Below are 25,847 nucleotides of genomic sequence, written 5' to 3'. Positions count from 1 at the left end.
CACCACCTTCTCTTTACCTCTTGCTATTAAGTTTTTATAAAAGTATTTAAGTTCAGATTTAGAATTTCTTGACGCGATAACGGCCAAAAATAGAATTGGTTTTATGCCATTTCTACAATGGTAAGTTTTTCTATATCCATGAACCACTGTCATTTGCTGCTGGCGCAAGACCGCGTAATCAAGCTATTTTTCTTCGGTCAAGACAACCAAGCTCTTGAAGCATTACTAATAACTCAAATGCTACAATATCACCAATTCCAGGTATAGTTTTTAGTATCTCTTGTTTCTGTTTTAGAATTTGATCAGAATCTATAAGCTTTAGTAATTGCTTCAATCTCTTTTGGGTATATTCCCCGCCGCTTGCGGCGTAAGATGTGGGGATGAGCAAATATATACACAAGAGTCACAATGTTACTGTTTTACTGTATCACCTGGTATTTCCAGCAAAATATCGCCGAGCGGTGTTTGATGTATCGGTTGATCAAGTGCTAAGGGAAGTATGTTTAGGGATAGAAAAGAGATATCAAATAAAATTTTTAGAAATAGGAACTGATGAAGACCATGTACATTTTTTAGTACAATCTGTACCGACTTATAGCGTAACAAAAATAGTAACGATAATTAAAAGTGTTACGGCTCGTCAAATATTCAGATTATGTCCACAGGTTAAGAAACAATTATGGGGCGGAGAATTTTGGACTGATGGATATTTCACAAGTACGGTAGGTAAGCATGGAAATGAGAATATGATAGGAAAATACGTAAAAAATCAAGGCAAGGAATATAAGAAACTGCATGACGACCATCAGTTAGCTTTTTTCTAAAATTCTAAAATACCCCGCTGCTTGCGGCGGGGATTTCTTTTATTCTGTTCAGTTATAGCTTTAATAATTTTTTTACAGCTTAATTTAATTATTGAGACTGATGGCGCTTGTAGATGATTTTTCTCAGCAACTGGAATCTGTTTAAGACCTTGTCTGCGCCGCACAAGCTCAAATAAATTCAATACTTGCTTAAATTGTGGTGTAAATGGCTCTAACAGGCTTTTACGCTCAGCCCTATATTTTGCCAGTGCTTTTGCATCAAGTTTATCAGTTTTAGTACTATTACCGTATGATCTAATAAAGTTTTTGACCTTGCTCGTATCAGCTCTATATGTACAGCAATGTTTAGACCACAGAGCGTATACAATATTTCTAGTTCATAACCACCAGTATTTTTTTTAATACATAAAGAATAACCCAAAATATTTTTATAATCTTTGCTAAATTCTTTTATTTCTTGCATTGTATTATTATATTCCTTTGTTTCTTTTTGACCATGAACACTAACAGCAAAATTAAATTTTCCAATATCTATTCCAATAAAGTTATTATGTAATTACATATACATCTCGGGAATAATTAATAAATGAATAATTTACGATTGTAACCGGGAGAGCATAAGCTTCCCATTTAACTATTCAAACGTCTTGAGATAGCGGGCCAGAGTACCTTGATATAACACGGTTGTAAAACCAATGGAGAAACGGTCGCTCACACCCGCGTACTAATCCCTATCATTCATGATAGGGATTAGTATAAGTTCTCTCTTATTGAGCAATATACTACCTTCTTTCTATCACTCATATCCTATGTATATCATTTTCCTGACTTACAATGAGGAGATATTTGCCAGCAGCTAATCCAAACATACAATATTCATGTTTACAACAACTGGTTTAACAAACGACTCCTATTATTGACAAAAACGCTAAAACTATTGAGCTAAGAGCTCCAAACTCCTTTATTTAGGAGGGTAGTAACAAACAGATACGTGGATGCTATAAAAATAGGTTGCTAGTGGGTTTGGCATGAAGTTTAAAGGAATAATTAAAAAAGAAAATTAGGATAAACATAGTGCATTTATGGCTTTAACCTCTCTCAGATATTATTCCTAAAGGAGTGACAGGAATATAATAATAGAAAAAAGTGAACAAATTATATAATCATTTTTTTAGCTGTATGAGGAGATCATAATTGGATAATCTTAATATTCCTTAGTAAAACTGGAATAATTAATTTATGATACAGAAAGAGTGTACCACACAAAGTACTTGTGCTTAAAATGTTACCACTGATGTCTGATGTTGTTGGGATAAAGAATAGAGAAAACACAGTTTTATATAAGGATAGAGTTATGTTTGGTAAGATAATCCAATAGAGCAAAGTGTTTTATTAAAGAGAATGAACCTGGATAATAAAAATAATGATCAGGATACTGAAAGCTTGGAAGGCCAAGAAGATAAAAAGAAAAGGCTTTATTCGATTAATGCCAGTGATGGAATCATATCACTTTATAAAAAACCTAAAGTAACGTAATGCCACGGTGAACCCGGCTTGCAAAAGATTAGTTTTACAGGATAATATTCCAAGGAAGGAGGTCTGCAATTTTTTTATGGTTATAATCCTGGATGGTAGCTAGTACCTTTTGCAGGTATAGATGTGGGTTGATGTTGTTCATCTTGGCGGTTTCAATCAGCGAGTATATACCAGCTGCAGTATGACCTCCATTGTCAGAACCAGCAAACATCCAATTCTTCCTGCCTTATGTTGCCAAGCTAGTTATGTTGTGTTGAGTTATTGCACCCTATATCTCTGTACGTTTTATGAAACGAAGATAACATAATTAAGTACCCTAACTCAACGCTCCGACGACGCTCCGTATTATTTTATAGTCCCTTTGGTGGTGAAAACCTCCATCTTCCAGATGGAAAAGCTTTAGCTTGTCTAATGCGCCATGATGCGGTAGCATCATAAGTCTATGACTTACTATAACAAAAGATCACATTCAGTTTTTTATCATCGTTATCATATAGTATGGATAACGAAATATCGCTATAAGGTACTTACTTACGACATAAAAAAACGTGTTCGGGAACTAGTGTTACAGGTAGCTGAGGAAATGAGTATAAAGATAGAAAATGGCGTTGTATCAAGCGACCATGTCCATATATTTGCAAATATTCCTCCGCATATTAAAATTAGTGAATTTGTTCAGAAAGCTAAGGGAAGATCATCTAAAAGAATACAGGAAGAATTTCCGATACTAAAAAAGAAATACTGGGGTAGACATTTATGGGGCAGAGGATACTTCAGTTCAACTAGCGGTAATGTTACAGATGATATGATTAACGAATATATCAACAAACACACTGACGCTCATGAGACCGACTTTACTTCAAATATTAGGCTAGAATGAGCTTTAGCTTGATAAGCGACTTCTAGTCGCAAAGATCAAACTTTCATCTCTCAGATGAAAGTGGTTGATTTGTATTAAAGTGTAGCCAAAAAACTCATCAGGTCTTTATTGTCCCTCCAATGCGTTGGTGGCTTATCATTTGTAATATCACAACAAGCTAGTGCTTTTGCCTTCATTTCTAAATCTACCTCTGCATAAATATTTGTTGTGTTAATTGATACATGTCCGAGCCAAGCTCTGATTGTATTGATATCTACACCAGATTGCAGTAAATGAGTAGCCGTCGTATGACGTATTGTATGTGGGCTTACTCTTTTTTGGCTTATCGATGGTATTGTTTTGACGATCTCTTTGGTATAACGTCTGACCATGTTATGCACTCCAAAGCGAGTCAGTGGTTGCTTGCAGCGGTTTAAGAACACATGCTCATGTTTATCTCTATTAGCTATCAAACCTTGAAGTTCTGTAACAGTTTTTTGCCATAATGGACATCTTCTAAATTTATTAGCCTTGCCTCTGATGATAACAGTAGATAAATCTCTCTTTTGCACATGAGCTACACTGAGATCAGCTATTGTTAGCTGAGCCGCCTCATCAGCTCTAGTTCCAGTATTATAGAGGAAGAGTAATAATGCATAATCTCTCCTGCCTTGAGTAGTGTTAGTATCTGGGGCGGTTAATAGCGCATCCATCTCTGATTTATCAAGATAAGTTATCAATCTGTGCTCCGCTTTTTTAAAGGGGATTATCTGTACTTGTCTAGACCATTCTACATGCTCTGGGCTATTTAGCCCTACAAATTTTGCAAAAGCATGAAGTGCCGCAAGGCGTTGATTGCGCGTTGATAATGAACAATGGCGATCATTCTCGAGCGAAAGAAGAAAGGCTTTTATATGATCTGAGCTAATGTCATCTATAAGCAATTTATCAATGGCCTTTTTAGACCTACTAGCCATGCATGGCAATAGTAGCTTGAATGTATCGCGGTAACTTTGCTGTGTGTTTTTTGATAGGTTTCTGGTACTGATTAAATATTCTAACAAAAATCGTTTTATCCATATGCTTAAATAATTTGTATCTTTCATTGTTTTTCTCCTATTGTATATTTTTCAAAGCGTATATTAGCCTCCTGCAACAGATCATCCGTCATTGTCAAATAAACCGTCGTATCAGCAAGGCGTCTGTGACCAAGATAGGTTGATAATATTGGAAGAAGTTGTTGCACGTCCTTCTTCTCCCGATACCAACTTGTTAGTCTATGTACAGCAAAGCTGTGACGAAGATCATGCATTCTTGGTTGATATCTGCTAGTATCGTCTCTTTTAATCTTAGCCTTAGCTCTTATTCTTTGGAAAATATATTGCATTGTATTTATATTAAATGCCTGAGCATTTTTCCCTATAAACAAAGGGCTTTCTGGTGATTGTGGCTGCCTTTGATCTATCCTCCATTCTAAATATTTGGCAATGGTATCCTTAATTTGTATACTAAACGGTACTAAGCGGGACTTATAAAATTTAGATTGCTCTATTGTGATTACTGCATTCTCTATATCTATGTCCTGCAGAGTTAGAGACAGTGTTTCATGGATTCGTAGACCAAGAGCATAGGTCAAAATAAGTGCAGTCTGTACTGTGTATGGCAGAATGCAGCTCTTATTTTTTTGATATGTTAAGGCTGTATCAAAAAGTAGTTTTAGCTCACTTTGTGAGTAAATATATGGAACAAATCCTTGTGGTCTTTTTGGTAAAATAGATGGAAGTGGTACTTTGGTAACGTAATTGCGCGTCAATGCATACTGATAGAATCCGAAGAGTGCAGAATGCTTGGCAAACCAGCTAGATGTTACAGTTTGCGCGTCCCCGTAAAGAAAGCTGTTTATTTGCGCTAAAGAGATAGATTGGATATCTGTATTTGATTCCACTATCCTGCAAAAGGCTTTTAAGTAGTACGCATTGGTCTTAAATTTCTCACCTAAAGATTGCCTATAGTGGATATATTGAGTTACAAGTTGGTTTAGCATCATAATAGACCTCCCATATCAAATTCAGCAACTTTGCGCAAAGTTGTAAGATCAACCTTTGCATAAATTCTTGTGGTATCTAGAGTCCGATGCCCCAAATGATCACTTATTTCTTTCAGTGATATTCCTTCATTAATTAAATGAGTGGCACATGCATGACGAAGTGCATGTGGTCCATAATGTTTTATTGTAATATTCAGCTTCTTAAGCCTTTTACTGACAATTTGATACACTGCAGCCGATGATAAAAGTTTATAAGGCACGTACATAGACAAGAATATTTCTCTCGACGTGCGCAATTTTGGTCTGACGAGAGTTAAGTATCGTAAAATTGCTTCGCCAACGGTTTTAGAAAGAGGGAATGTCTGAGGTTTGCATCTCTTGGCACGCTGTAAATGAATCAACTCATTTTCCCAATCGATATCCTCTAAACGAAGATGAGTAACCTCACTGCATCTCATGCCATATACTGATAGTAGCATTAATATGGCATAGTCTCTGATGTCTACTAGACTATCACTGACACTATTTGCTAGTAACCTTTTGACATCACTCCAGTATGGTGCAGAAGGCAGTGACTCATCTCTATATACACGTGGTGCTTTAATAGTACTTGCCAAGTGTTTTGGACACCAGCCTTGATCCTCGGCATATCTCAAGAAGGAGCGCAGTATTGAAGCGTAAAGTTGCACAGTGCGTCTTGAGTGATGATCAATATCATGTTTGCCTATGATTATCTCATCTACGATGAGTGGTGTGAGCTTAGTAAATTCTTGCTGCTTCTGCTCAATACTGGTAAGAAAAATTCTAAGTTGATAAAACCTGGAAAGAATTGTACATTCGGACAGTCCTTGTTCCTGCCTCATGTAACTTATATACTGGTTGAGATATTCTTCAAATGAAATAGGCTGCTTGGTTTCCTGTAAACAACCTAGCATTTTAAACCACCTCGCAGCATTTCGAATAAATTGTCTTTTTGCAAATTTTGAATATTTGCTTTTCTTATGTATATTCTGTGGATCTCTTGTCCGGCGCCACCTCACTGCTGCTTCTTCAATTTCACTCAATGTTACTATCCTTACTTGATAAAAGTCTAAAAACTGTATGATGATCAATAGATACTGCGCTATTATACGAATGGTAGAAGTTACTGCTCCACAATCACTCCAATACTGTAGATACATCACCCTTTCCTCAACTAACGGAGCTGTCGAATGGCGGGCTATTGTATGAGATTGCACAAAAATCTTCTGGAACACTGGGATAACTGTTTTTACTGGGCGTTTTAAACGACATAGTTTTGCCAGCCAGTGAGTGGCATACCAAATAAAACGTTTTTTCCCAGTTTTTGAAAAGGCTGCCTTTTTTTGTGGGTTATTAGATTGATATCTAGCCCAGAGATCAGCAGCTACTTCAACTTCTTCTATAGTCACAATATCTGTAGTATCTAACTGTAGATACTCAACAATGCGTACAAGATATTGCGCGATAGTTGTGAGAGTGCTGTGAGCTTTACCAGCTTCATGCCAATACTGGAGATAATTTAAACGCTCCTCCAGCAATGGTGTGTTAATATGCTTTGTAACGTAATAGCTGCTTCTGAATAGTTGGTTAAACATGATCTTCCTCCTTTCTGGTTTATTGAAATTATGAACAACCAGTGTTAGGATAACCTACATCATGCAAAAATTATGTTGTTTAGATGATAATAAAGGGGTAAGAAGAATAAGGAATGTTGACCCAACACAACATAACTGGCTTGGCAACATAAGGCAGGTTATGTGATGCACCACATAACCTACCAACAGCGATTGGTCGCATGGCTCGTTCAGCCGCATTATTATCGATCTCGATTTTGCCATCATCTAAAAAGCGCCTTAGTGCTGCCTCGTTATTTAGCGCATAGTTTATCGCCTTGGCAGTCGGAGATTTTGCTGGCAAGTCCTTTTTGTATTTTCTAAAATCGTTAAATAATTTTTCTACCAATTCTTTTGATTTTTGCTGTCGATATTTCATCCTCTCCCCAGGATCAAGACCTCTGATTTCGGATTCAATTTTATACATCTCTGATATCTGTCCCAGAATCGATATCGCTATACTTGCCTTATCATATACCACTGTTATTTCATAAAACTTCCGCCTGGTATGAGACCAGCACCCAGCTTCGGTAATCTCTGCTTCTGGATTATCCTGGTTCTGATATAGCTGATCATAACCAGAATAGGCATCTGCATGTAATACGCCTCTAAAATCCTTTAAATGTTCCTTTGGCCTCTCACCTTTACGGTCAGGGCTATAAAAATAACAAACTGCTGGTGGCTCGGTTTCTCCGTATGGACGCCCATCCCTAACATATGTCCATATCCTCCCGGTTCTTGTCTTGCCAAGTCCAGGGGCAAGTACCTTTACCGGTGTATCATCACCATGTATATGGTTGCTTGAGAATATCTCTTGTTGCAAGCTCTCTATTAATGGCTGTAATAATCTGGAGCATTGTCCGGCCCAGCCAGTCATAGTACTTTGGGCTATTTCAATCCCCTCACGTAAATATATTTGATGCTGGCGATATATTGGCAAGTGGTTGCAATATTTCTGGATCAATATATGTGCTAGCAATCCAGGTCCTGCTTTACCCTTATCTATGGCTTTTGATGGAGCATAAGCTTGCATTATCTTTTCACATGCAATGCAGGCACAGCGTGGCCTAATATGACGTATTACCTTAAATGATGATGGAACATATTCCAAAGTTTCAGATATATCATCAGCTATTTTACGCCAATTCGTTCCTCCACATTCCGGGCAAGTTGCCTCTGGATTAAGTATAATATCTTCTCTTGCCAGATGTTCCGGAAATTTTAAACGTTTTGGTTTTTCCTTATTCAATTCTTTGCTTGTACTAAAGTCAGTAGCAACTGCTTCAGCGCAAGTCAGTTCATTCTCTTCAATCCATAATTCCAGTTGTTCTATTTGGCTATTTAATTTCTCAGATAACCTGCCAAATTTCTTAGCTTTCAATAATTTTAATTGATACCTGAGTAAATCATTCTCTGAGAGTAAGCTTTCTTTTTCTGATACTAAAGTAGTATTTTGGGTTTGCAGTGAATCATTTTCTATTGCTAAACTCGCAATAATTTGATGCAAATTTTTTACTTTGGATGGTAAGTTTTTAAAATCTATTTTCATAGATAATTTATATCATAAACCCTTTGCAGTATCAAGGTTTGATGCAATAAATCATCTAAAAATATAGTCAGGAATAGATATATTTTATCCACTATATTTAGGAGGCTGTGACCATTTTGGACTCCTCCAATCAATGCCTTCCAGTAACATTGATAATTGTGCCCTGGTTATCCCTAATGTTCCTTGATCTTTACTCTTAGGCCAAGTGAACTTGCCTCTATCCAAACATTTGTAAAACAGGCAAAAGCCTTGCCCGTCCCACCATAACAGCTTTACCTTATCTGCCTGCTTGCCACGAAAGATAAACATTCCTCCACTGGCAAAAGCTTCTGACAATAACCTTTGTGCTAATACCGATAAACCGTTAATTCCCTTGCGCATGTCGGTACAACCAGTGCAAAGGTATATCTTAATATCACGGGGAGTATTCAGCATACTTCCTCTAATGTCTTGACCACAGATATTAAAACAGAGCTCTTGATTTGCCCCTGCATGGATATTGAGAGATTACTAAATTTTAAAGTAACTTCCTGTAAATTTAGTGATTGCTCCGGTTCATTAATAGATAATTCTATAAACTGGCCGCTTAATCCGGATGTTGCTGCCGGCAGTTCGGGTATAACTGAGGATAGCGTTGATTTATTACACCTACTGCGCCAGCCATATATGGTATTTTTGGAAATTCCGTACCGCCTTGCTAACCCAGCTACCACACAGCCTGGTTGCAACGATTCCTCAATTATCATGTTTTTTAATTCTAACCTTACCTTCTTGCCTGGCATATAGCGTCTCCTACTTTTTCAATTGTAAAAAAAGAGTAGTTTATCCCAGCTTCCTAATATTCGCTAGACCACCTTCGCCGTGGCATTACAAAGTAACTGATATTGATGTAAAAAATAAAGATATCGAGCTCGAAATGATGTATGATCAACAAGCAGCATTTGCTCGCTATAGAGAGCTAGTAAAAGCTCGTAGGGAAAAAGAGAAATTGCATCCGAGAGATCCTGAAATATATCATCACTATATCTATAAAAAATAATATTATAGTACATAATAATCAATTATATCACTAAAACTTTAAAGAATAATCCAGCAAACAGGGAAATTTTGTAATGATTTTATAATTCTTCTTATCAAGATTAAATGACTCTATCAAAATTTCTGGCCAACTTTATCTTATTCTATAAAGTTAATTATTTAACCTATTAATACTCCTAATTTATGTATTTCCTTACTAATTTCCTTAAAAGCAACCATTTGTCTAAAATAAATGATCGATGAACCTGGAACATATAAGACATAGGTCGCCAGTAAACTTCCTAGTGCATATAATAGCATGCGTTAATGCTTAGACTATTAAAAAGGTGTATTTAAAATTAGAAGATTTTACTAATCAACCACTTTCATCTGAGAGATGAAAGTTTGATCTTTGCGACTAGAAGTCGCTTATCAAGCTAAAGCTCATTCTAGCCTAATATTTGAAGTAAAGTCGGTCTCATGAGCGTCAGTGTGTTTGTTGATATATTCGTTAATCATATCATCTGTAACATTACCGCTAGTTGAACTGAAGTATCCTCTGCCCCATAAATGTCTACCCCAGTATTTCTTTTTTAGTATCGGAAATTCTTCCTGTATTCTTTTAGATGATCTTCCCTTAGCTTTCTGAACAAATTCACTAATTTTAATATGCGGAGGAATATTTGCAAATATATGGACATGGTCGCTTGATACAACGCCATTTTCTATCTTTATACTCATTTCCTCAGCTACCTGTAACACTAGTTCCCGAACACGTTTTTTTATGTCGTAAGTAAGTACCTTATAGCGATATTTCGTTATCCATACTATATGATAACGATGATAAAAAACTGAATGTGATCTTTTGTTATAGTAAGTCATAGACTTATGATGCTACCGCATCATGGCGCATTAGACAAGCTAAAGCTTTTCCATCTGGAAGATGGAGGTTTTCACCACCAAAGGGACTATAAATCTATGTTCTTATCCTAAACATTTTAAAATAGACTGAAATTTACTGGTCTATGTGATGTATACTTAAAATAGAACGATATTTAATAAAAAATAAGGTTTATTCAAGATTATATTCCTTAGGGGTATTGCGCTTTACCGCGCTCTAGCCTTAAAGAATTTAATAAGGGCTTAAGAGGTGTATGTGGGTTTATTGAGGCTCTTTCCAAGTAAGTGTGTAAATTTCTAGGATAGGTTATATTAAGAATAATATAATTTAATAGGAATAAAACATGAGTAAGAGCAATCAAGAAAAAATAAAGCAAGCAGTAGATTTGTTAATAGATAAAGATACTGATTTAACAAGTTTTTTTGCTAAAGACGGGATGTTAAAAGAGCTTACAAAAAATCTATTTGAAAGGGCTTTAAAAGCAGAAATGGACGAGCATCTTGGCTATAGCAAGTATGGCAGAGGGGAAACGGAGAACAGCAGGAATGGAGTTGGCAAGAAGAGCCTAATTACCGAAGGAGGAGTATTAGAACTAGAAGTACCCCGTGATAGAAATGCTGAATTTTCTCCGGTGCTATTACCGAAGCGCCAGACTAGGATCGATGGGTTAGATCAGAAGATATTATCACTGTATGCAAAGGGAATGAGCGTCTCTGACATTAAGATGCAAATTCAGGAATTGTATGGAGCTGAAATAAGTGAGAGCTTAATTAGCAGAGTTACAGATAATATAATGGATGAGGTCAGAAGCTGGCAACATAGGCCTTTAGAAGCGATTTATGCTATTGTATATTTTGATGCCTTAGTAGTTAACGCGAGTTGCCAATTAATGTAAGTGCTAGAAGCTAGATTTTTAGAGGGATATAGGTTATTTTATATTTTTCATCAACTAAAAATAACCTATGAAAAAAGATTTTACCGCAATTTATTGCTTTGTCGATGATTTTATAAAAAGTTTGGCGAGTAATTTTTCTACAATTACTAGTAGAAAATCTAAGCCAGGTATAAGTAATTATTTATCAATAAGCGAAGTACTAACAATAATAATTGGTTACTATAATTCTTGTTGTGATTGTTTTAAACATTATTATCAACAAGTAATCATGTGCTATCATACAATAGACTTTAAACTTGTGAGCTATGCGAATTTTACTAAATTGATAGGCAGAAATATGCCGTATTTAATGCTATTGTTACACCATTTACTTATAAAATGCACTGGCCTTTCTTTTGTGGATGCTACCAGTATAGCAGTTTGCAAGAATTACCGCATCAACTCACATAAAGTGTTTAAAGGAATAGCGGCAAGAAGTAAAACCACAAAAGGATGGTTTTTTGGACTCAAACTACATTTGATCATAGATCCAGAAGGCAATCTGATCAAAGTTTCTTTTAGCAGTGGTAATAAGGATGACAGAAAAGGGTTGAGAAGCATGATTTCTGGTATTTATGGCAAAGTTTTTGGAGATCGCGGTTATATATCTACAGAGTTGTTTGAAGATTTATACGCTAAAGGCATTCAGCTTGTCACTCGAGTTAAAAAGAATATGAAAAATATGCTAATGCCAATTGCAGATAAGGTAATGTTGCTCAAAAGAGCACTGATAGAAACCGTGATAGGAAAACTTAAATTTCTTGATAAATTGGAGCATTCTAGGCATAGATCAGTTACAAATGCATTTAGTCATATGCTATCTTGTTTGATCAATTACCAGTTGCAAGAAAATAAGCCTTCTATAAAAAGTTTGCTACCAATAGAGGATCTAGATATGCAAAATTAATTGGCAACTCGCGTTAGTTAAAGTAAGACAGGATAAGAGGATTATTAACAAGGCGGTATATGTATTAACCCACCAATTAAATACCCGACATAACTATTGCCAAGAAGGAAGGAATTTGTATAATGCAATAATGTCAAAAAGTGAAGATTTTAGGAAATTATCAATAAGCGCACAAGCGTCGATGAGAAAGATTGCTCTAAAACTAGTAAAAAGAGGAGAGAGTCAATCGTCGGTAGGTGAATTAATAGGAGTGAGTCGCCAGACAGTAAATGAATGGGTAAGGAGGGAAAAGAGAGGCGACAAGTACGCAATTAGTGGGAAGTTAAGAGGTAGAAAGATAGGAGAGAAAAGGCTTATAACCGAAGATCAAAGTAAAATAATACAAGGGTACGTAAATATCTCTAGACCAGAAGATCACAATATCAAATCAGCATTATGGTCAAGAAAATCAGTTAATGCACTCATCAAAAAACATTGTGGATTTTTTCTTCCCCTAAGTACAATAGGCGAATATTTAAGAAGATGGGGGTATACTGCACAAAAGCCAAAGAAGTTAGCATATGAGCAGCAACCCAAAAGGGTTCAATTTTGGTTAGATGAAGAATATCCGTCAATAGCCAAGCAAGCAGAATATGAAAAGGCAGAAATACATTGGTGCGACGAAGTAGGGATAAAACAAGAGTGTCAGGTATTACAAAGCTATTCTTTAAAAGGAAAAACCCCTGTTGTGATTCATAAATCGAAGAGATTTAGTATAAACATGATATCCACTGTTACAAATAACGGTAAGCTAAGGTTTATGCTGTACGAAGAGACACTAAAAACAAATGTATTTATAGAATTTTTACGGAGGTTGGTAAAATACTCCAAGAAAAAAATCTTCTTAATCCTAGATAATCTCAAGGTTCATCATAGCAAAAAAGTACAAATATGGACTCGGAAACATAAAAAGAAAATTTCTTTATTTTTTCTGCCTCCGTATACTCCGCAACATAATCCGGATGAATATTTAAACAACGATTTAAAAAGAAATGTAAATAGGAAACATATACCTCTTACAAAATCTGAACTCCAAGGGAATTTAAAATCTTACCTAAGGACTCTGCAAAATAACCCAGAACATATCAAAAGATTATTTCAGGCGAAAGAAGTAAAATATGCCGCCTAAGTCGGGTATTTAATTGGTGGGTTAATAGCTTTGGGCATAGATTTAACTGGTAGGAAAGATATTTTAGGGTTATGGATCAGTGAGAACGAAGGAGCTAAATTTTGGCTAAATAATTTTACTGAAATGAAAAACAGAGGATTAAAAGATATCTTGATCGCCTGTAGTGATAATTTGACCGGTATGAGTGAAGCTATAGCTGCCGTATATCCGGAAACTGAACATCAGTTGTGTATCGTCCATCAAATAAGGAGCAGCTTAGCATACGTAAGCTATAAAGATAGGAAGAAAGTTGCTGCTGATTTAAAGTTAGTATATGGCTCGGTTACTGAAGATGAAGCCCTAGGGGCCTTATCTGATTTTGATCTGAAATGGGGAAAACAGTATCCCCACATAGCAAAATCCTGGCAAAATAATTGGGAAAATCTGGTAGTTTTTTTACAGTATCCTGAGGTTATTAGGCGGATAATTTATACAACCAATGCGATAGAGGGTCTAAATAGCCAATTACGCAAAGTGACAAATAATAAGCGGGTTTTTCCTAGCGATGATTCTGTTTTTAAGACTTTATACTTGACAATAGATTACATTACGCGAAAATGGAGTATGCCTATTCAAAATTGGGGAGAAGCTATGGCCCATTTTTTGATAAAATTTGAGGGTAGAATTTAAGTGCCTATTTTTGAATTTACACACTTAAATAGACAGAGCCCTGCAAATTTTTTGTTAAAGTCGCTGACATTTTTATTGGACTGATTTACCACATTAAGAGTTGACTTATTCCAAGCCGGATGTTTACGAAATCTACGTCCATTAGGATTTCACCGCTTGGTAGAGTAGAAGAAGTCAAAAACTCATCTTTACCGATTTTGATTTTTAGGGACTGATATTTTGGATGAATGTCTTTTCTCATGCTGCTACCTTATATTTTATTTTTTTAATTTCTTTTCTAATAGATTTGGCATTATCAGACATCTTAAAGACTTTTGCGTTTAGCATATAGGAATCAAAGCCTCCTGCTTTTTCAATGCTACGTAAGCATCGTGCAACTACTTTCAGCTTATATTCCTGACCCGTTAATTCACTGTGGCACTTAACAATTTTAATGTTAGGCTCAAAACGCCTTCTGGTTTTTCTTTGAGAGTGAGATACGTTATTACCGAACTGTACCCCAACACCTGTTAATTCGCATTTACGAGACATGGTTAATTCCTATTCTTATTTGATAAAATATAAAACTTAATTTTCCAGAAAAAGATACATAATTTTCTTCTTACTGTCAAGGTTTTAAAGTTTTTTATCTTACCTGATTTAGAAACAACACTACCTGAATTTTTGTCTAAATTTTTTGTCCGGTATATCTCACAAATCATTATTGAAATTGTAACCAATCTTTTAGCCTGGAATATCTATTAGAGCTTTTTCCATCTTTTACCGCCATGGCAAAAGCTTTTTTCTCTCCGATAATAACTACAAGTTTCTTACCACGTGTAATTGCCGTATAAACAAGATTACGCCTAAGCATCATGTAACTTTGCATGGTAATAGGAATAATAACTGCCGGATACTCTGATCCTTGTGATTTATGTATGGTGGTTGCATAGGCCAGGGTGATTTGATCCAAATCATCATAGTCATATACTACCTTATTGCCGTAAAAATCAATAGTTACCTCTTGTTCTTCCTGATTGATAGCACTAATTACACCGATATCTCCGTTATAAGTATCCTTGTCGTAGTTATTTTCCGTTTGCATTACTTTATCACCGACTGCAAAAATCTGTCCAAATTTTGTAATCCCTTTTTCATAATTTGGGTTTAATACTTTCTGTAATTCAGTATTAAGTGATCTTGCTCCAATGCCACCTCTTTGCATGGGGCATAATAATTGAATATCATTTATGGGATTCAGATTAAATTTCCTAGGTATTCTATCGCATGTGATAGTAATTATCTTATTGATAATATCGTCTCCCGGCTCTGCTTTGATAAAGTAAAAGTCACTATTACCTTTATGGAAGTTTAAATCAGGTAATATACCTTTATTAACCTTATGGGCATTAGTGATTATCGCACTGCTTTCCGATTGGCGAAAAATCTGATTTAATCTCACGGTTGTAATGATACTGGAATTAATAACGTCTTTTAGCACCTGTCCTGCACCAACAGAAGGTAATTGATCCACATCACCGACTAATAAAAGACCAATATGATCGGGTAGAGCTTTTATCAAAGCATAAAATAAAGTGACATCAATCATTGAGCTTTCATCAACTATTAAATAATCACATATAAGTCTATTGTCCTCATTATACTTAAAACCTCCTCCTGAAGAGTTAATTTCTAATAATCTATGTATAGTGGTTGCATCCAGGCCGGTTGTTTCACTTAGACGTTTAGCGGCTCTACCGGTTGGAGCACAAAGTTTGACATTAAGCTTTTTAAGTTCTAATAGTTTAAGCAGAGCTTTTACTAAAGTTGTTTTGCCGGTACCGGGACCGCCGGTAATAACCATAAGTCTTTTTGATAGAGCTTTGATAATAGCTTCTTTCTGGTTATCTGCTAACCGGATACTCAGCTTTTGTTCTATTTCGGGAATTAACTCTTGTGAGTTATTATTCCCCCATGGTACATCTTCTTTATCAATAGATAAGAGCATCTTTGCTATCTGTTTTTCATAGAAGTGATAACTAGCTAGGAATATGCATGGCTTATCTTCTATAAGATCACAAATAATGGTTTTTGATTCAATTTCTTTTTCAATAGCCAGCTTTACTAAACTGGAATCTATACCAAGTAATTTCTGAGTGTTTTCTATTAAGGTCTCCAAGGGTAGGGCGCAATGCCCATTGGAAGTTGCTTCTAATAATGCATAAGACAAACCGGCTCTAGCACGGATAAGAGAATCTTTTGCAATACCTAAGTTAGAGGCAATCGTATCTGCTGAAACGAATCCAATACCCCTTATGTCTTTAGCTAATTGGTATGGATCCTTGGATACTATGGCAATTGCTTCTTCCCCATAGGTTTTAAATATTCTGGTTGCTCTTGTTGTACCGACCCCATGAGATTGAAGAAAGATCATGATTTCCCGTACAATTTTTTGATCCTTCCAGTTATTGCAAATACTATTTGCTCTAATTTTACCTATTCCGTCTAAAGTAGATAATAATTCCGGTTTGTGTTCAATTACATCAAAAACTTGATCACCAAATGCAGTAACCAACTTTTTAGCAAAATGAGCTCCTATTCCTTTGATAAGACCGGAGCCTAAATATTTTTCAATTCCTTCTAAAGTATCCGGTGGAAGAGCTTTCAGAAAATCAGCTTTAAATTGCTTGCCATGATTGCGATCATTGTACCAAATGCCGCTACATTTGATATATTCCCCGGCAGATACGGAAGGGACGCTGCCTGTAACGGTGACTAGATCCTTGTGGTTTTTAACCTTAACCCTTAAAACGCAAAACCCGTTTTCAGGATTATGATAAGTAATGCGCTCGATGTTACCCGATAGATATTCTTTAACATTTTGATTATGTATGCTCATGTGTATCTTTTTAAGAGGTACACAGTTTTTGAAACCATTCCAGCTTATCTCGGTATTTTACATGATTATTGGATTTATTGTTTGTACTTGAGAATCTGCTATAAGCATCAAATATTTCTACAGGTATATTAATCGAAGATGTATTGTAGATGTTAGAGCGTAGGTAATTTATTTCCTCGGCTACCTTATCTTCGTTCAGTTCAATAGACCAGGCCCTATATTTATCGTTCTGACTCATGCTCCATCTATAACCTCGTGCTTTTAACAGTTCTTTACTATCATATGGAGAGTTAACTGCATATAGCTTGAACCTGATAGCCTTAGATTGAGTAAGTAACTCTTTTAATACCGGTACCTGTGATTTTGGTAACTGCTGCGCTAAAAGGTGAACACCTGCGAGACAATCATTTATTGCTCTGTGTCCTTCATGGAAAAACCCGAATTTATAAGCAATGTATTCGAGTTTACGACTTGAGATCCCTTCTTTATCCCAGTCAACGTCATACATTAGACAACCCCAAGCTTTTGGTGGAAGCGAAGGGAAGGTGGTTTCAAGGAATGTACGATCAAACTGAGCGTTGTGAGCGATAATCAGGTCAACATCCTGCAAGTAATTAGCAACTGCATTTTCTTGTATTTTCTGGCCTTTTACCATATCATCGTTAACTCCCGTAAGTTCTGTAATATACTCAGTTATCGGGATGCCCGGATCTTGATAGCCGCTAAAATCACCCAGCAGGCGAAAGATGGAGCCGTGCCTGTTATATTCAAACTTGACCATTCCAAGTTCTATCAATTTATCCTGTGTATAGGATAAACCTGTTGTTTCAATATCCAGAAAAACAGCGATCATTTTATCATCTTCATCGCCGGTATTATAATATTCCGGCCTCTGATATTTTTTAGTGACTCTGTAATGGCCTGAATTATTTAAAATAGTAGCTAGATTCTCTATATCCTCGTGTTGCATCTTCTAAAAATAGTTCAATATATTTTATAAGTACCGAAGTACCTAACGAATCTAAACAGGTTATTACAAGTTCCATGCTCTTACAACTAAAATTAAATTAGGTATGGAACATGCAAATTTGATCATGTATAAATAAAGTTAACATTAATTTTATTTCAAAGGCAAAAATACGCTAAAGTGACGTTATTACTAAAACCGGTTTACTTTTATAATTTGGGTTATCTAATAACTTATCTGATTATTAGATGTAGAGTTTATCTCGGTGAATATCAGAGAAAAATCAAGGAAGAGTTTAGCATAACTGATATAAAAGGTGATCATTACGTTCTTGTACAGGGAAAACAGATAATCGGTATAGTTAGAATAATGTATGAAAACGGTATAGCAGATTTAGCCAGGGTAACGGTTATTAAGGAATACAGGAATCAGGGGTACGGAAGGGAACTTATGAAACGGGTTATTAATGAAGTAAGAAATAGCCGAAAGGCAGAAATAATAAGGCTCTCTATAAGCGATAAAGCGATGCTGGATTTTTACCAACAGTTTGGTTTTAAGGAAAACGGAGAAGTCTATTTTCATAATATCCCATCAATCAGCATGATAAAAATTCTTTAACGGATAAGTAGGGGAAACGGTATGAACTTTAACATGGACTCAGTAATATTTACCGGGTTTTTGGTAGCTAATTTGTGGCTCGGTCTTTCTTCAAGTAGGGGAATTAGAAACATAAAGGAATATGCTATAGGTGATAGGAATTTCAGCACTGCTACAATTTCGGCAACGATAGTTGCTACCTGGATTGGCGGTGGATTTTTCTGTACTCTTATTCCCGAATCTTATAGTAACGGTTTGCATTTTATATGGGTTACTTTGCTTGGTGATATTCTCTGTCTATCGCTAATAGCCTTGTTTTTTGCCCCGCGTATGAAAGAGTTTTTAGGTAAAGTGTCTATCGCATCGGCTATGGGGGATTTATTTGGGAGGAGGGTCCAGATAGTTACGGCAATTTCAGGGTTCATAGGTATTAGCGGTCTAATTGCCATGCAGTTCAGGATAGCCGGCATGATGTTTGAATATGCTCTTGGTTTTGCCAACATATACGGTATTTTATTAGCGGGAATTATAGTAACCTCATATTCCGCTTTAGGAGGAATAAAATCAGTTACTTTTACAGATGTAATACAGTTTCTGACTTTTACTGTTGTAATGCCTACGCTTGCCTATTTTCTTCTGGAAAGCCTGGAGAATATTGACGCTATTACATATACGATAAATACCAACCCTATTTTTGATTATAAAAAGGTTTTTGATTTTTCAGAACCTCAATCACTTTATCATCTTTTTATATTTTTCTTTTTTGCGATTCCTGGATTTAGCGTTGCAACTTTCCAAAGGGTTGCTATGGCAAAAAATACAATACAGGTTACAAGGTCTTTTCTTGTAGCAGCTGTGGTCTGTTTTGTAATTGGAGCAATTATTTGTTTTATTGGAGTATTAGTACTGTCTATTAATCCTAATCTACCATCACAGGGTGTAATAAAATATCTGGTTTCTGATTATGCTGCTGTAGGATTAAAAGGAATAATTCTAGCCGGGGTAATGGCAATGGTTATGTCTACGGTTGATAGTTATATCAATGCTACCGCCGTTATTATTGTTCATGATTTTTGTAAACCTTTAAGAATTAAGTTTATTAAAAATGAATTATTCTCAGCTCGTATTGTATCATATCTAATAGGTTTTGCCGGGATAGTTTTAGCTTTATATGGAAGTGAGAGCGGTCTTTTACAGTTATTCATTCTAGCTAATTCATTTTATATGCCAATTGTAAGTGTTCCATTTTTAATGTCACTGCTGGGATTCAGGAGTTCGGAAAAATCCGTGTTATTGGGAATGGCAGCGGGGTTACTGACTGTTCTGGCCTGGAAAGTGCTCGATATAAAAGCCGTGAACAGCATAGTGATTGGTATGCTCGCTAATCTAACGGTTTTAATGAGTAGCCATTATGTTCTCAAACAACCGGGAGGTTGGGTCGGTATTAAGGATAATAGCGATCTAATGAGGGTTCGCAAAGAAAGGAAGAGGAAACTCAAAGAGTTCTGGTCGGAGATTAAATCCCTTAATATTGTAGATATCTGTAAAAATAACTGTCCTTACGGTGAGGGTTTGATTTCAATACTGGGCTTTTTTGTAATGATTTCTATTTTTAGTAGTACACATACTTTAGAAAAAGAGTATCAACTGCGTTATGCTAAACTATTCAATATATTGTACCCGGTAACTCTCTGTAGTGCAGCGCTTCTTATTAGCTATCCATTATGGCTTCAAAAATGGAAAGAAAAAAAGTTGGTCGGTATACTATGGAATTTTGTCAGTTTGGCAGTATTAGTGTGCTTTTCTTTTTTAATTGTACTCGTTAGTGAGTTTTCTGAAATTCAGCTAATGGCGTTTATGATAAACATTATCGTCATATCTTCACTGAGTAAGTGGACAGTATCATTATTTAACATTTTATTTGGAGTTACTCTGGTTAGTTTCTGTTATGAACATTATCACCCATTAGGTATTGTTGAATTTGGTTTTACCTCGTCGCAATTTAAAATAATTTATTTGCTTTTATTGATTAGCAGTTCACTAATATTTTTCTTAAAACCTAACCAGCAATATCAGGAGTTTACAAAAGAAAAGAACAGGCACTTGAGCAGTAGAATAGAAACAAGGGAAAAAGAAGTAGAAGAGGCATTGGCTCTTAAAACTGAATTTATCCGTAATATGAACCACGAATATCATGCACCTATGACCGGAGTAATAAGTATGGCCGAGACTCTGCAAGCAGGTTATGATAAGCTAACTGATGACCAGAAAAAGCAGGCTATTGACGTAATTGTAAAAAGTGCCCATAACCTTAAAGTATTTGATGAGAATCTTGCCACTCTGTCTGATTTAAGTAAACCTCGTTATAAACTTCAGAAAGAGAAGTTTAATTTTAGCGATCTGGTATATGAGAGGGTAGAGACCTGTCGTAAACTGTATGATGAGAATAAGGAAGATAGAGAATGTATTTTAAATGTTGAAGAAAATATAATGATCAACGCTGACAGGAATTATATGATTCAGTTACTGGATAATTTGGTTATCAATACTATTAGTTATTGTAAAGAAGGTCGGATTACCATTACCTTGAATCAAGACAGGAATCACGTACGCTTAAGTTTATCCGATGAAGGAATTGGTATACCTAAAGAAGAGCTTTATGAGATATTTGAGCCTTTTACTGTCAGCTCCAGAACTCGTACTCCCGCAGGGGGAAGAGGTGTCGGCCTTGCTGTTTGTAAACGTATTCTAGAGGTTCATGGCGGTACTATTAAGGCCGAAAGTGATGGAAAAAAGGGAGCAACTTTTACGGTGATACTTCCGGTTTAGGGTTGACTTGATAGGACTTACCGCTAAGAGATAGTAAACCTGCCAGTATAAAGATCTAATAACAGTTAGGATTGGATTAGCAAGGAATTATCCATAAGCAGAAAACGATATCGGGTATATCAGAAAATCCTTGTTGTCTCTAACCTTATAGCAGGTATCGAAACCCTAACGTGAAGGATTGACGGCATCCTTTAATTTTTGCCCAACCTTGAACTTTGGTTGATTATAAGCAGGAATATTTAAGGTTGCACCGGTTCTTGGATTACGTCCTGTCCGAGCCGGAATCTTACCGATAGTAAAATGACCGAAACCAACCAGTGATATTTCCTTACCTTGTTTCATTGCATCAATTACCGATGAGGTAAATATATCAATAACATCGTGAGCATCTTTTTGGGTAATATTATGTAGCAGGGCAATATGTTTACTAAATTCTTCCTTATGCATGATTATCCTCATTAATTAGTTTAAAACCTGGAATCCAGCCATTTTAACATTGCACTTGATTTAGTAAACTAAATTCTGATTTTTTAGTTTTGACATTTTTACCTCATTCAATAAAAATTTTGTTTTCTTCTAAATTTTACTGTTCAACAGCTTCAATAAAGTTAACTATATTTTTAACAGTTACTATATGGTTAACTTTATACCTATAAGAGCAACAACTCCTTTTACTTTTCTTGCTTTTAACTCCGAATAAAATTCAGGTTTTCCCTTTAATCTATAATTATGAAGCTCTACATAAGGTTTTAATCCAGGAGCTAATAAATGACTGATATTCAGTTTTACACTATCAACTTTATTTTTGAATTGTTCTGAACCGAAATAAGATAATGTAATTGTTGTAGCATTATATTTATAAGCTGCTCCTGCATTATAATAATGAGTCTTTAAACCCGTTTTATGTAATTCTTTATTGGAAAAACTTTTTTCAAAAGAACCATAACATGCATTATATTTAAAATTGTTTACTTTTAGTTCAGCTCCTATGTTAAAAGTTCCCAAGTTATGGAACTTATATTCTTGAGGGTTTTTATCGTCCTTATTGGTAAATTTCTTGATTTTACCCACAGACTTACCGTACTCACCGGTGGTAGTTAACTTCAATTCTACGTCTTCTGCTAATTTTTGTTCTAATGATAAACCTATAGTAACTGCATCCTTGATAGACCTGTCTATTTCAAATCTATCAACACCGTTTGCATATATTCCGTGTTTTCTGATCCCGTCTGATTTTACTGATGGATTATCTACACCCGTATTAGCCGTATCAGGTGTATAAGATACGCCGAGTTGTATTTTACTGGAGTCATTTATGGATAATTTAGGGGTATAATAATTTATTGTGCGTGGCGGTTCACTGCTATAACTAGCTAAATCTAAACCGGCAACTACCGAATCACCTAAAAAACACCCTTCACCTGTTAAAAAAGACGGATTAGCTTTAGTATCCTGTTTTAGATATGCTGTATTTGTTTTTATATATTTTATAGTATAGGAAATTCAAAATTTGTAACCAGAAAAATCATCAATCAGCTTTTTAAAAATTCGTTTAATAAATATGTAGTTACCAGCCACAATATTAGAAATTATCAACACTTTTACAAAAATCTCTGCCAGAATTATCTAAAAATAGGTTCAGTTTTACAAATTATGTGGCCAAGACGTGAAAGAAGTGTTCGCCATAATGATGTTATCTAGGCGTTGATAATAATTCATTGATTCTTATTAATAACAATGGCGGAGATAAACCGTAATAAACTTGCCGCAGATTCATACATTTATTGCAATTATAGCAAAACAGAGGATCTATTTTAAAATTCAACCAAATCATTAATCTCCAACTAATGAGCTTGGTTTTCTTATGAACGATTTGATTAATTGCCTTATATACGATAGGTAATTGTACGCCTCTAGTTCTATTAGATAAAAAACCGTAATACCTAATCATTCGAAAATAACGATCTGGTATATGCATAATCAGACTAGCTATGAACTGCATCACGGGCATAGTTATGTGATCAATTGTATTATTATAGTGATCAAGAAATTTAAACGTTACCTGCTTTCCGTCGTAATTTTCTATTCTTGTCTCGGAAATAGGGGGTCGTTTTATATACCGCCCTAAATATTCTATGTTGCGTTTATGATCATCCGATGGTTTTTGTAAATAAACATACCAACTGATTTCGTATAAACTACTCATCCAGTTATTAAAATTCTCAGCATTTTGATATGCGGACGGCAACTTCAAATTACTTGAGATATATTGAAAGCGAAATAACTCAAGGACTCTATGTCTCCACATTTTTTTAATAGGTTCGGCAGGAAAAAATAATTTTTGCCACTTGCCTTTGCTATTTATACCGCCGCAAGTAACCGATAAATGGATATGAACATTACGTTTTAAATCTCTACCGAAAGTGTGTAAGGCAGTAAATATACCAACCACAAGATTTTTCTTTGTAGCTATCTCCTTAATAATTCCTGCTGCAATACCGGAAATCAATCCAAACAGATCACGATTGAGCCAAAATATCGGCCATAAAGAGTCCGGCATTGTAAATGTAATGTGCTGCCATCGTGTTTTTGGTAGAACATTGCTAGCCTTACTCACCCATTGATCCGTTTGTTTCTTACCACAACGAGAACAAAACCTACCTTTACAGCTGAATGCTACCGATTTATTGCGGTTACAATCACGGCAGCTATAACGTTTAAATCCTAAATATTTCGTTCCACACGATATAACTTTAGTGACGTTGAAAATAATGCCGTATCTTAGCTTGCCGTATTTTTTAGCGAAATCGAGACCAATTACCACGGTCTAGAAAAATATGTTTTATAGATATTCCTTTACCGACTATTTCCATAAATTACTTATAGTTAATGTTTTCTTACCAAGGAATCTTTCTTCCTTTGCGTTCTAAATCAAATTCTTTACAATCAGGGCAATAGTAAACAGAATTATACTTATGATTGGGAGATATTTTTCGCAACATTATCCAGAAAGCCTTGGCTATTTCCTTATCTCCTTCGGAAAAAATCTTTTTGATCCTGCTGTAAGGAATTGCTTGCTCTTTAGAAATGGCCTTAAGAGTTTTTACCGCTAATTCATTAACCAAATGCTGCTCAGAGTGCAAGTTACTCATAACTCAATTATATATTATCTTATGTATGTCTAACATTCAGTCTTTATAACTCAAGTTAAAACAAATCAAATACCAGTATTATAATCCTCCATAAATATTTATCGGTCAAGGGTATCTTCTTTTAAGCTGCCACCGATAGGTGGCTTATCTTGTAGGTATGGAACCGTCACTTATCATCATGTTTTTTGCCACCGGTATTGGAGAACCGGCTTCGATACGACCATAATTGTTTTCTAAAAATACATAGGAGCCATTATAATCTTTATTAACTTTCCTTTTAGTTGTGGGTACTAGTATGATCTTCGCACCATAAGTAATCTCCTCAGCCTTATTTGATATAGTAGCAAAAATGGCACTATCATTAAAAAAAGCAAACTTCTCTTTATTTGCCGATATATTCTTTTCAGATTTTTTAAGGTGATTTTCTTTGCTAAAACCACTTTCAAAAGATGCGTATGCTCCTATTTTCATGTTTAAACCAGAAACTACCGGTATTTTCTCATTAGTAATATCATTAGCTAAAACTGTCACACTTATTAGCGATATTGTAAGAAAGCCTGTTATTTTTGTTTTCATAAAAATTTAATAATGATTTTATAATACTTACCTAATTAAAACAGGTATATAACGTAATTTGCAATCATTTATTGTATTAGCTATTATAAATAATTGAGTTTAATGGCTATATAAACAAATAAAGGGGAAACTTATCCAAAGAAAGAACAATAAAAATATTTGAGATAGAAGCATTATGAGTAAAGTATATTTTTCTAAAAGTGTCTTAGTTTTGCAAAAATATACTCCGGAAGATATACAGAAACTGTTAAATAGCGGAAAGTTTAAATCAGAGATAGTCCGTCAGTTAAAAATAAATATACGGGCATTTAATATTTATATAAAAGAACATAATCTTTCTTATACTCCTCCCCCATATAAAGTATGGAAATCCTTAAAATCTCAAGCTAAAAATAAAAGTGCAGAGAAATTTAAAGAGCCTTTAGAGAAGTTTAAAGAAATGTTTGAAGAAAACAAAAGAAAAAGAACCATAAAAGAACTGGAAGATGCTTATTATTAATGAAGTGTAAATATTGTTTACAAACTAATGTAGTAAGAAATGGCGAATACTACAGGTGCAGGGGTTGTAAAAGAAATTTTAGCTATAGTCCGATAGAAGACATAGATCCAGAAGAAATACAGCGCCTTTTAGATAGAGGCATTCATAGGTATGCTATTGCTAGAGAATATCGTTGCACTAACGTTGCTATCAATAAATATATAAAAAAGCACAATTTAATCGAGCCGGTCATAGAAAAAATCACCTTTAAAAAGTAAAAGTTTCCAATAATGCATTCCGGATATCCTGTAAAAACTTATAAACT

The 25,847-nt window shown here is 35.2% G+C and carries 26 protein-coding genes and 3 pseudogenes; 10 read left to right on the top strand and 19 right to left on the bottom strand.

Features of this window, described 5'->3' with window-relative positions; all coding sequences use genetic code 11:
• Window positions 1–178: 178 nt before the first annotated feature.
• The gene (locus tag N3Z16_RS05225) at window positions 179–388 is read right to left on the bottom strand and encodes a hypothetical protein (RefSeq protein ID WP_282485656.1); all 210 of its coding nucleotides are present in this window, start codon (window positions 386–388) and stop codon (window positions 179–181) included.
• On the opposite strand from N3Z16_RS05225, the gene tnpA (N3Z16_RS05220) reads away from it, so the two are divergent.
• Window positions 381–824: an IS200/IS605 family transposase gene (gene tnpA, locus N3Z16_RS05220; protein ID WP_282485655.1), complete on the top strand. Its 444-nt coding sequence runs from the start codon at window positions 381–383 to the stop codon at window positions 822–824. The two genes, N3Z16_RS05225 and tnpA (N3Z16_RS05220), sit on opposite strands and share 8 nt — an antisense overlap.
• Here the strand turns inward: tnpA (N3Z16_RS05220) and N3Z16_RS10980 are convergent.
• Window positions 821–1,180, bottom strand: coding sequence for an IS110 family transposase (locus N3Z16_RS10980; protein ID WP_410519640.1), 360 nt, complete (start codon window positions 1,178–1,180; stop codon window positions 821–823). The two genes, tnpA (N3Z16_RS05220) and N3Z16_RS10980, sit on opposite strands and share 4 nt — an antisense overlap.
• A 1,045-nt stretch (window positions 1,181–2,225) precedes the next feature.
• Between N3Z16_RS10980 and N3Z16_RS05210 the strand changes: the two genes are divergently transcribed.
• Window positions 2,226–2,360 (top strand): hypothetical protein, encoded by a 135-nt coding sequence (locus N3Z16_RS05210; protein ID WP_282485652.1) that lies wholly within the window; start codon window positions 2,226–2,228, stop codon window positions 2,358–2,360.
• Between the two features lie 34 nt (window positions 2,361–2,394).
• Here N3Z16_RS05210 and N3Z16_RS05205 read toward each other — a convergent pair whose 3' ends face one another.
• Window positions 2,395–2,571, bottom strand: coding sequence for a transposase domain-containing protein (locus N3Z16_RS05205; RefSeq protein ID WP_282485594.1), 177 nt, complete (start codon window positions 2,569–2,571; stop codon window positions 2,395–2,397).
• Between the two features lie 231 nt (window positions 2,572–2,802).
• Between N3Z16_RS05205 and tnpA (N3Z16_RS05200) the strand changes: the two genes are divergently transcribed.
• Window positions 2,803–3,240, top strand: coding sequence for an IS200/IS605 family transposase (gene tnpA, locus N3Z16_RS05200; RefSeq protein ID WP_282485546.1), 438 nt, complete (start codon window positions 2,803–2,805; stop codon window positions 3,238–3,240).
• 74 nt (window positions 3,241–3,314) lie between these two features.
• On the opposite strand, the gene N3Z16_RS05195 is transcribed toward tnpA (N3Z16_RS05200), so the two are convergent.
• The 7 genes from N3Z16_RS05195 to tnpA (N3Z16_RS05165) form a co-directional block, all read right to left on the bottom strand.
• Window positions 3,315–4,325 (bottom strand): tyrosine-type recombinase/integrase, encoded by a 1,011-nt coding sequence (locus tag N3Z16_RS05195; RefSeq protein ID WP_282485597.1) that lies wholly within the window; start codon window positions 4,323–4,325, stop codon window positions 3,315–3,317.
• The gene (locus N3Z16_RS05190; protein ID WP_282485596.1) at window positions 4,322–5,266 is read right to left on the bottom strand and encodes a tyrosine-type recombinase/integrase; all 945 of its coding nucleotides are present in this window, start codon (window positions 5,264–5,266) and stop codon (window positions 4,322–4,324) included. The genes N3Z16_RS05195 and N3Z16_RS05190 overlap by 4 nt, the downstream gene beginning before the upstream one ends.
• On the bottom strand, window positions 5,263–6,882 hold the full coding sequence (locus N3Z16_RS05185) for a tyrosine-type recombinase/integrase (protein WP_282485595.1): 1,620 nt from the start codon (window positions 6,880–6,882) through the stop codon (window positions 5,263–5,265). Before N3Z16_RS05185 ends, N3Z16_RS05190 begins: the two co-directional genes overlap by 4 nt.
• Before the next feature lie 79 nt (window positions 6,883–6,961).
• On the bottom strand, window positions 6,962–8,449 hold the full coding sequence (tnpC, locus tag N3Z16_RS05180) for an IS66 family transposase (RefSeq protein ID WP_282485651.1): 1,488 nt from the start codon (window positions 8,447–8,449) through the stop codon (window positions 6,962–6,964).
• Window positions 8,450–8,533: 84 nt separating this feature from the next.
• Window positions 8,534–8,884 carry an IS66 family insertion sequence element accessory protein TnpB gene (gene tnpB, locus N3Z16_RS05175; protein ID WP_282485650.1) on the bottom strand — a complete coding sequence of 117 codons (351 nt, stop codon included), beginning with the start codon at window positions 8,882–8,884 and terminating at the stop codon, window positions 8,534–8,536.
• Window positions 8,878–9,231: a transposase gene (locus N3Z16_RS05170; RefSeq protein WP_282485649.1), complete on the bottom strand. Its 354-nt coding sequence runs from the start codon at window positions 9,229–9,231 to the stop codon at window positions 8,878–8,880. The genes tnpB and N3Z16_RS05170 overlap by 7 nt, the downstream gene beginning before the upstream one ends.
• 679 nt (window positions 9,232–9,910) lie before the next feature.
• Window positions 9,911–10,348, bottom strand: coding sequence for an IS200/IS605 family transposase (gene tnpA / locus N3Z16_RS05165; RefSeq protein WP_282485546.1), 438 nt, complete (start codon window positions 10,346–10,348; stop codon window positions 9,911–9,913).
• A gap of 362 nt (window positions 10,349–10,710) precedes the next feature.
• Between tnpA (N3Z16_RS05165) and N3Z16_RS05160 the strand changes: the two are divergent.
• From N3Z16_RS05160 to N3Z16_RS05145, 4 genes and pseudogenes are all read left to right on the top strand, one after another.
• A pseudogene (locus N3Z16_RS05160) lies at window positions 10,711–11,238 on the top strand (transposase); the annotation flags it as partial.
• Between the two features lie 91 nt (window positions 11,239–11,329).
• Complete coding sequence (locus N3Z16_RS05155) at window positions 11,330–12,208, top strand: IS982 family transposase (RefSeq protein WP_282485647.1); 879 nt, start codon at window positions 11,330–11,332, stop codon at window positions 12,206–12,208.
• A gap of 130 nt (window positions 12,209–12,338) precedes the next feature.
• Window positions 12,339–13,376, top strand: a complete 1,038-nt coding sequence (locus tag N3Z16_RS05150) for an IS630 family transposase (protein ID WP_282485609.1) — start codon at window positions 12,339–12,341, stop codon at window positions 13,374–13,376.
• A gap of 24 nt (window positions 13,377–13,400) precedes the next feature.
• A pseudogene (locus N3Z16_RS05145) lies at window positions 13,401–14,045 on the top strand (IS256 family transposase); the annotation flags it as partial.
• Here N3Z16_RS05145 and rpmE read toward each other — a convergent pair.
• The 4 genes and pseudogenes from rpmE to N3Z16_RS05125 all read right to left on the bottom strand — a co-directional run bounded on the left by rpmE (window position 14,042) and on the right by N3Z16_RS05125 (window position 17,893).
• Window positions 14,042–14,286 (bottom strand): annotated as a pseudogene (gene rpmE, locus N3Z16_RS05140) (50S ribosomal protein L31). The pseudogenes N3Z16_RS05145 and rpmE sit on opposite strands and share 4 nt — an antisense overlap.
• Complete coding sequence (gene rpmB / locus N3Z16_RS05135) at window positions 14,283–14,576, bottom strand: 50S ribosomal protein L28 (protein ID WP_282485645.1); 294 nt, start codon at window positions 14,574–14,576, stop codon at window positions 14,283–14,285. The pseudogene rpmE and the gene rpmB overlap by 4 nt, the downstream one beginning before the upstream one ends.
• Before the next feature lie 169 nt (window positions 14,577–14,745).
• Window positions 14,746–16,923, bottom strand: coding sequence for an SF1B family DNA helicase RecD2 (recD2, locus tag N3Z16_RS05130; RefSeq protein ID WP_282485643.1), 2,178 nt, complete (start codon window positions 16,921–16,923; stop codon window positions 14,746–14,748).
• Window positions 16,924–16,933: 10 nt separating this feature from the next.
• Window positions 16,934–17,893 carry a 3'-5' exonuclease gene (locus N3Z16_RS05125; RefSeq protein WP_282485641.1) on the bottom strand — a complete coding sequence of 320 codons (960 nt, stop codon included), beginning with the start codon at window positions 17,891–17,893 and terminating at the stop codon, window positions 16,934–16,936.
• Between the two features lie 213 nt (window positions 17,894–18,106).
• Here N3Z16_RS05125 and N3Z16_RS05120 point away from each other — a divergent pair, with 213 nt between their 5' ends.
• Both N3Z16_RS05120 and N3Z16_RS05115 read left to right on the top strand, forming a co-directional pair.
• On the top strand, window positions 18,107–18,508 hold the full coding sequence (locus N3Z16_RS05120) for a GNAT family N-acetyltransferase (protein ID WP_282485640.1): 402 nt from the start codon (window positions 18,107–18,109) through the stop codon (window positions 18,506–18,508).
• A gap of 21 nt (window positions 18,509–18,529) precedes the next feature.
• Entirely contained in the window at window positions 18,530–21,316 is a 2,787-nt protein-coding gene (locus N3Z16_RS05115; protein WP_282485639.1) for a sodium:solute symporter family transporter, read from the top strand.
• 165 nt (window positions 21,317–21,481) lie between these two features.
• Here N3Z16_RS05115 and N3Z16_RS05110 read toward each other — a convergent pair whose 3' ends face one another.
• From N3Z16_RS05110 to N3Z16_RS05090, 5 genes are all read right to left on the bottom strand, one after another.
• Entirely contained in the window at window positions 21,482–21,763 is a 282-nt protein-coding gene (locus N3Z16_RS05110) for an HU family DNA-binding protein (RefSeq protein WP_282485638.1), read from the bottom strand.
• A 183-nt stretch (window positions 21,764–21,946) separates the two neighbouring features.
• Window positions 21,947–22,798: a porin gene (locus N3Z16_RS05105; protein ID WP_282486967.1), complete on the bottom strand. Its 852-nt coding sequence runs from the start codon at window positions 22,796–22,798 to the stop codon at window positions 21,947–21,949.
• A 211-nt stretch (window positions 22,799–23,009) separates the two neighbouring features.
• Complete coding sequence (locus N3Z16_RS05100) at window positions 23,010–24,140, bottom strand: IS91 family transposase (protein WP_282485637.1); 1,131 nt, start codon at window positions 24,138–24,140, stop codon at window positions 23,010–23,012.
• A 73-nt stretch (window positions 24,141–24,213) separates the two neighbouring features.
• Window positions 24,214–24,468, bottom strand: a complete 255-nt coding sequence (locus N3Z16_RS05095) for a hypothetical protein (RefSeq protein ID WP_282485543.1) — start codon at window positions 24,466–24,468, stop codon at window positions 24,214–24,216.
• Between the two features lie 144 nt (window positions 24,469–24,612).
• On the bottom strand, window positions 24,613–25,044 hold the full coding sequence (locus N3Z16_RS05090; protein WP_282485636.1) for a hypothetical protein: 432 nt from the start codon (window positions 25,042–25,044) through the stop codon (window positions 24,613–24,615).
• 175 nt (window positions 25,045–25,219) lie between these two features.
• Between N3Z16_RS05090 and N3Z16_RS05085 the strand changes: the two genes are divergently transcribed.
• Window positions 25,220–25,543, top strand: a complete 324-nt coding sequence (locus N3Z16_RS05085; RefSeq protein WP_282485634.1) for a hypothetical protein — start codon at window positions 25,220–25,222, stop codon at window positions 25,541–25,543.
• Window positions 25,544–25,847: the final 304 nt, after the last annotated feature.

The sequence above is a fragment of the Candidatus Megaera polyxenophila genome (assembly GCF_029982035.1).
Lineage (GTDB): Bacteria > Pseudomonadota > Alphaproteobacteria > Rickettsiales > Rickettsiaceae > Megaera > Megaera polyxenophila.
This window is presented reverse-complemented; position numbering and strand designations above follow the sequence as displayed.

Coding starts and splice junctions, on each gene's coding strand:
- tnpA (WP_282485655.1), top strand. CDS start 381: ATGAGCAAATATATACACAAGAGTCACAATGTTACTGTTTTACTGTAT.
- N3Z16_RS05210 (WP_282485652.1), top strand. CDS start 2,226: ATGAACCTGGATAATAAAAATAATGATCAGGATACTGAAAGCTTGGAA.
- N3Z16_RS05205 (WP_282485594.1), bottom strand. CDS start 2,571: ATGTTTGCTGGTTCTGACAATGGAGGTCATACTGCAGCTGGTATATAC.
- tnpA (WP_282485546.1), top strand. CDS start 2,803: ATGACTTACTATAACAAAAGATCACATTCAGTTTTTTATCATCGTTAT.
- N3Z16_RS05195 (WP_282485597.1), bottom strand. CDS start 4,325: ATGAAAGATACAAATTATTTAAGCATATGGATAAAACGATTTTTGTTA.
- N3Z16_RS05190 (WP_282485596.1), bottom strand. CDS start 5,266: ATGATGCTAAACCAACTTGTAACTCAATATATCCACTATAGGCAATCT.
- N3Z16_RS05185 (WP_282485595.1), bottom strand. CDS start 6,882: ATGTTTAACCAACTATTCAGAAGCAGCTATTACGTTACAAAGCATATT.
- tnpC (WP_282485651.1), bottom strand. CDS start 8,449: ATGAAAATAGATTTTAAAAACTTACCATCCAAAGTAAAAAATTTGCAT.
- tnpB (WP_282485650.1), bottom strand. CDS start 8,884: ATGCTGAATACTCCCCGTGATATTAAGATATACCTTTGCACTGGTTGT.
- N3Z16_RS05170 (WP_282485649.1), bottom strand. CDS start 9,231: ATGCCAGGCAAGAAGGTAAGGTTAGAATTAAAAAACATGATAATTGAG.
- tnpA (WP_282485546.1), bottom strand. CDS start 10,348: ATGACTTACTATAACAAAAGATCACATTCAGTTTTTTATCATCGTTAT.
- N3Z16_RS05155 (WP_282485647.1), top strand. CDS start 11,330: ATGAAAAAAGATTTTACCGCAATTTATTGCTTTGTCGATGATTTTATA.
- N3Z16_RS05150 (WP_282485609.1), top strand. CDS start 12,339: ATGTCAAAAAGTGAAGATTTTAGGAAATTATCAATAAGCGCACAAGCG.
- rpmB (WP_282485645.1), bottom strand. CDS start 14,576: ATGTCTCGTAAATGCGAATTAACAGGTGTTGGGGTACAGTTCGGTAAT.
- recD2 (WP_282485643.1), bottom strand. CDS start 16,923: ATGAGCATACATAATCAAAATGTTAAAGAATATCTATCGGGTAACATC.
- N3Z16_RS05125 (WP_282485641.1), bottom strand. CDS start 17,893: ATGCAACACGAGGATATAGAGAATCTAGCTACTATTTTAAATAATTCA.
- N3Z16_RS05115 (WP_282485639.1), top strand. CDS start 18,530: ATGAACTTTAACATGGACTCAGTAATATTTACCGGGTTTTTGGTAGCT.
- N3Z16_RS05110 (WP_282485638.1), bottom strand. CDS start 21,763: ATGCATAAGGAAGAATTTAGTAAACATATTGCCCTGCTACATAATATT.
- N3Z16_RS05095 (WP_282485543.1), bottom strand. CDS start 24,468: ATGAGTAACTTGCACTCTGAGCAGCATTTGGTTAATGAATTAGCGGTA.
- N3Z16_RS05090 (WP_282485636.1), bottom strand. CDS start 25,044: ATGAAAACAAAAATAACAGGCTTTCTTACAATATCGCTAATAAGTGTG.
- N3Z16_RS05085 (WP_282485634.1), top strand. CDS start 25,220: ATGAGTAAAGTATATTTTTCTAAAAGTGTCTTAGTTTTGCAAAAATAT.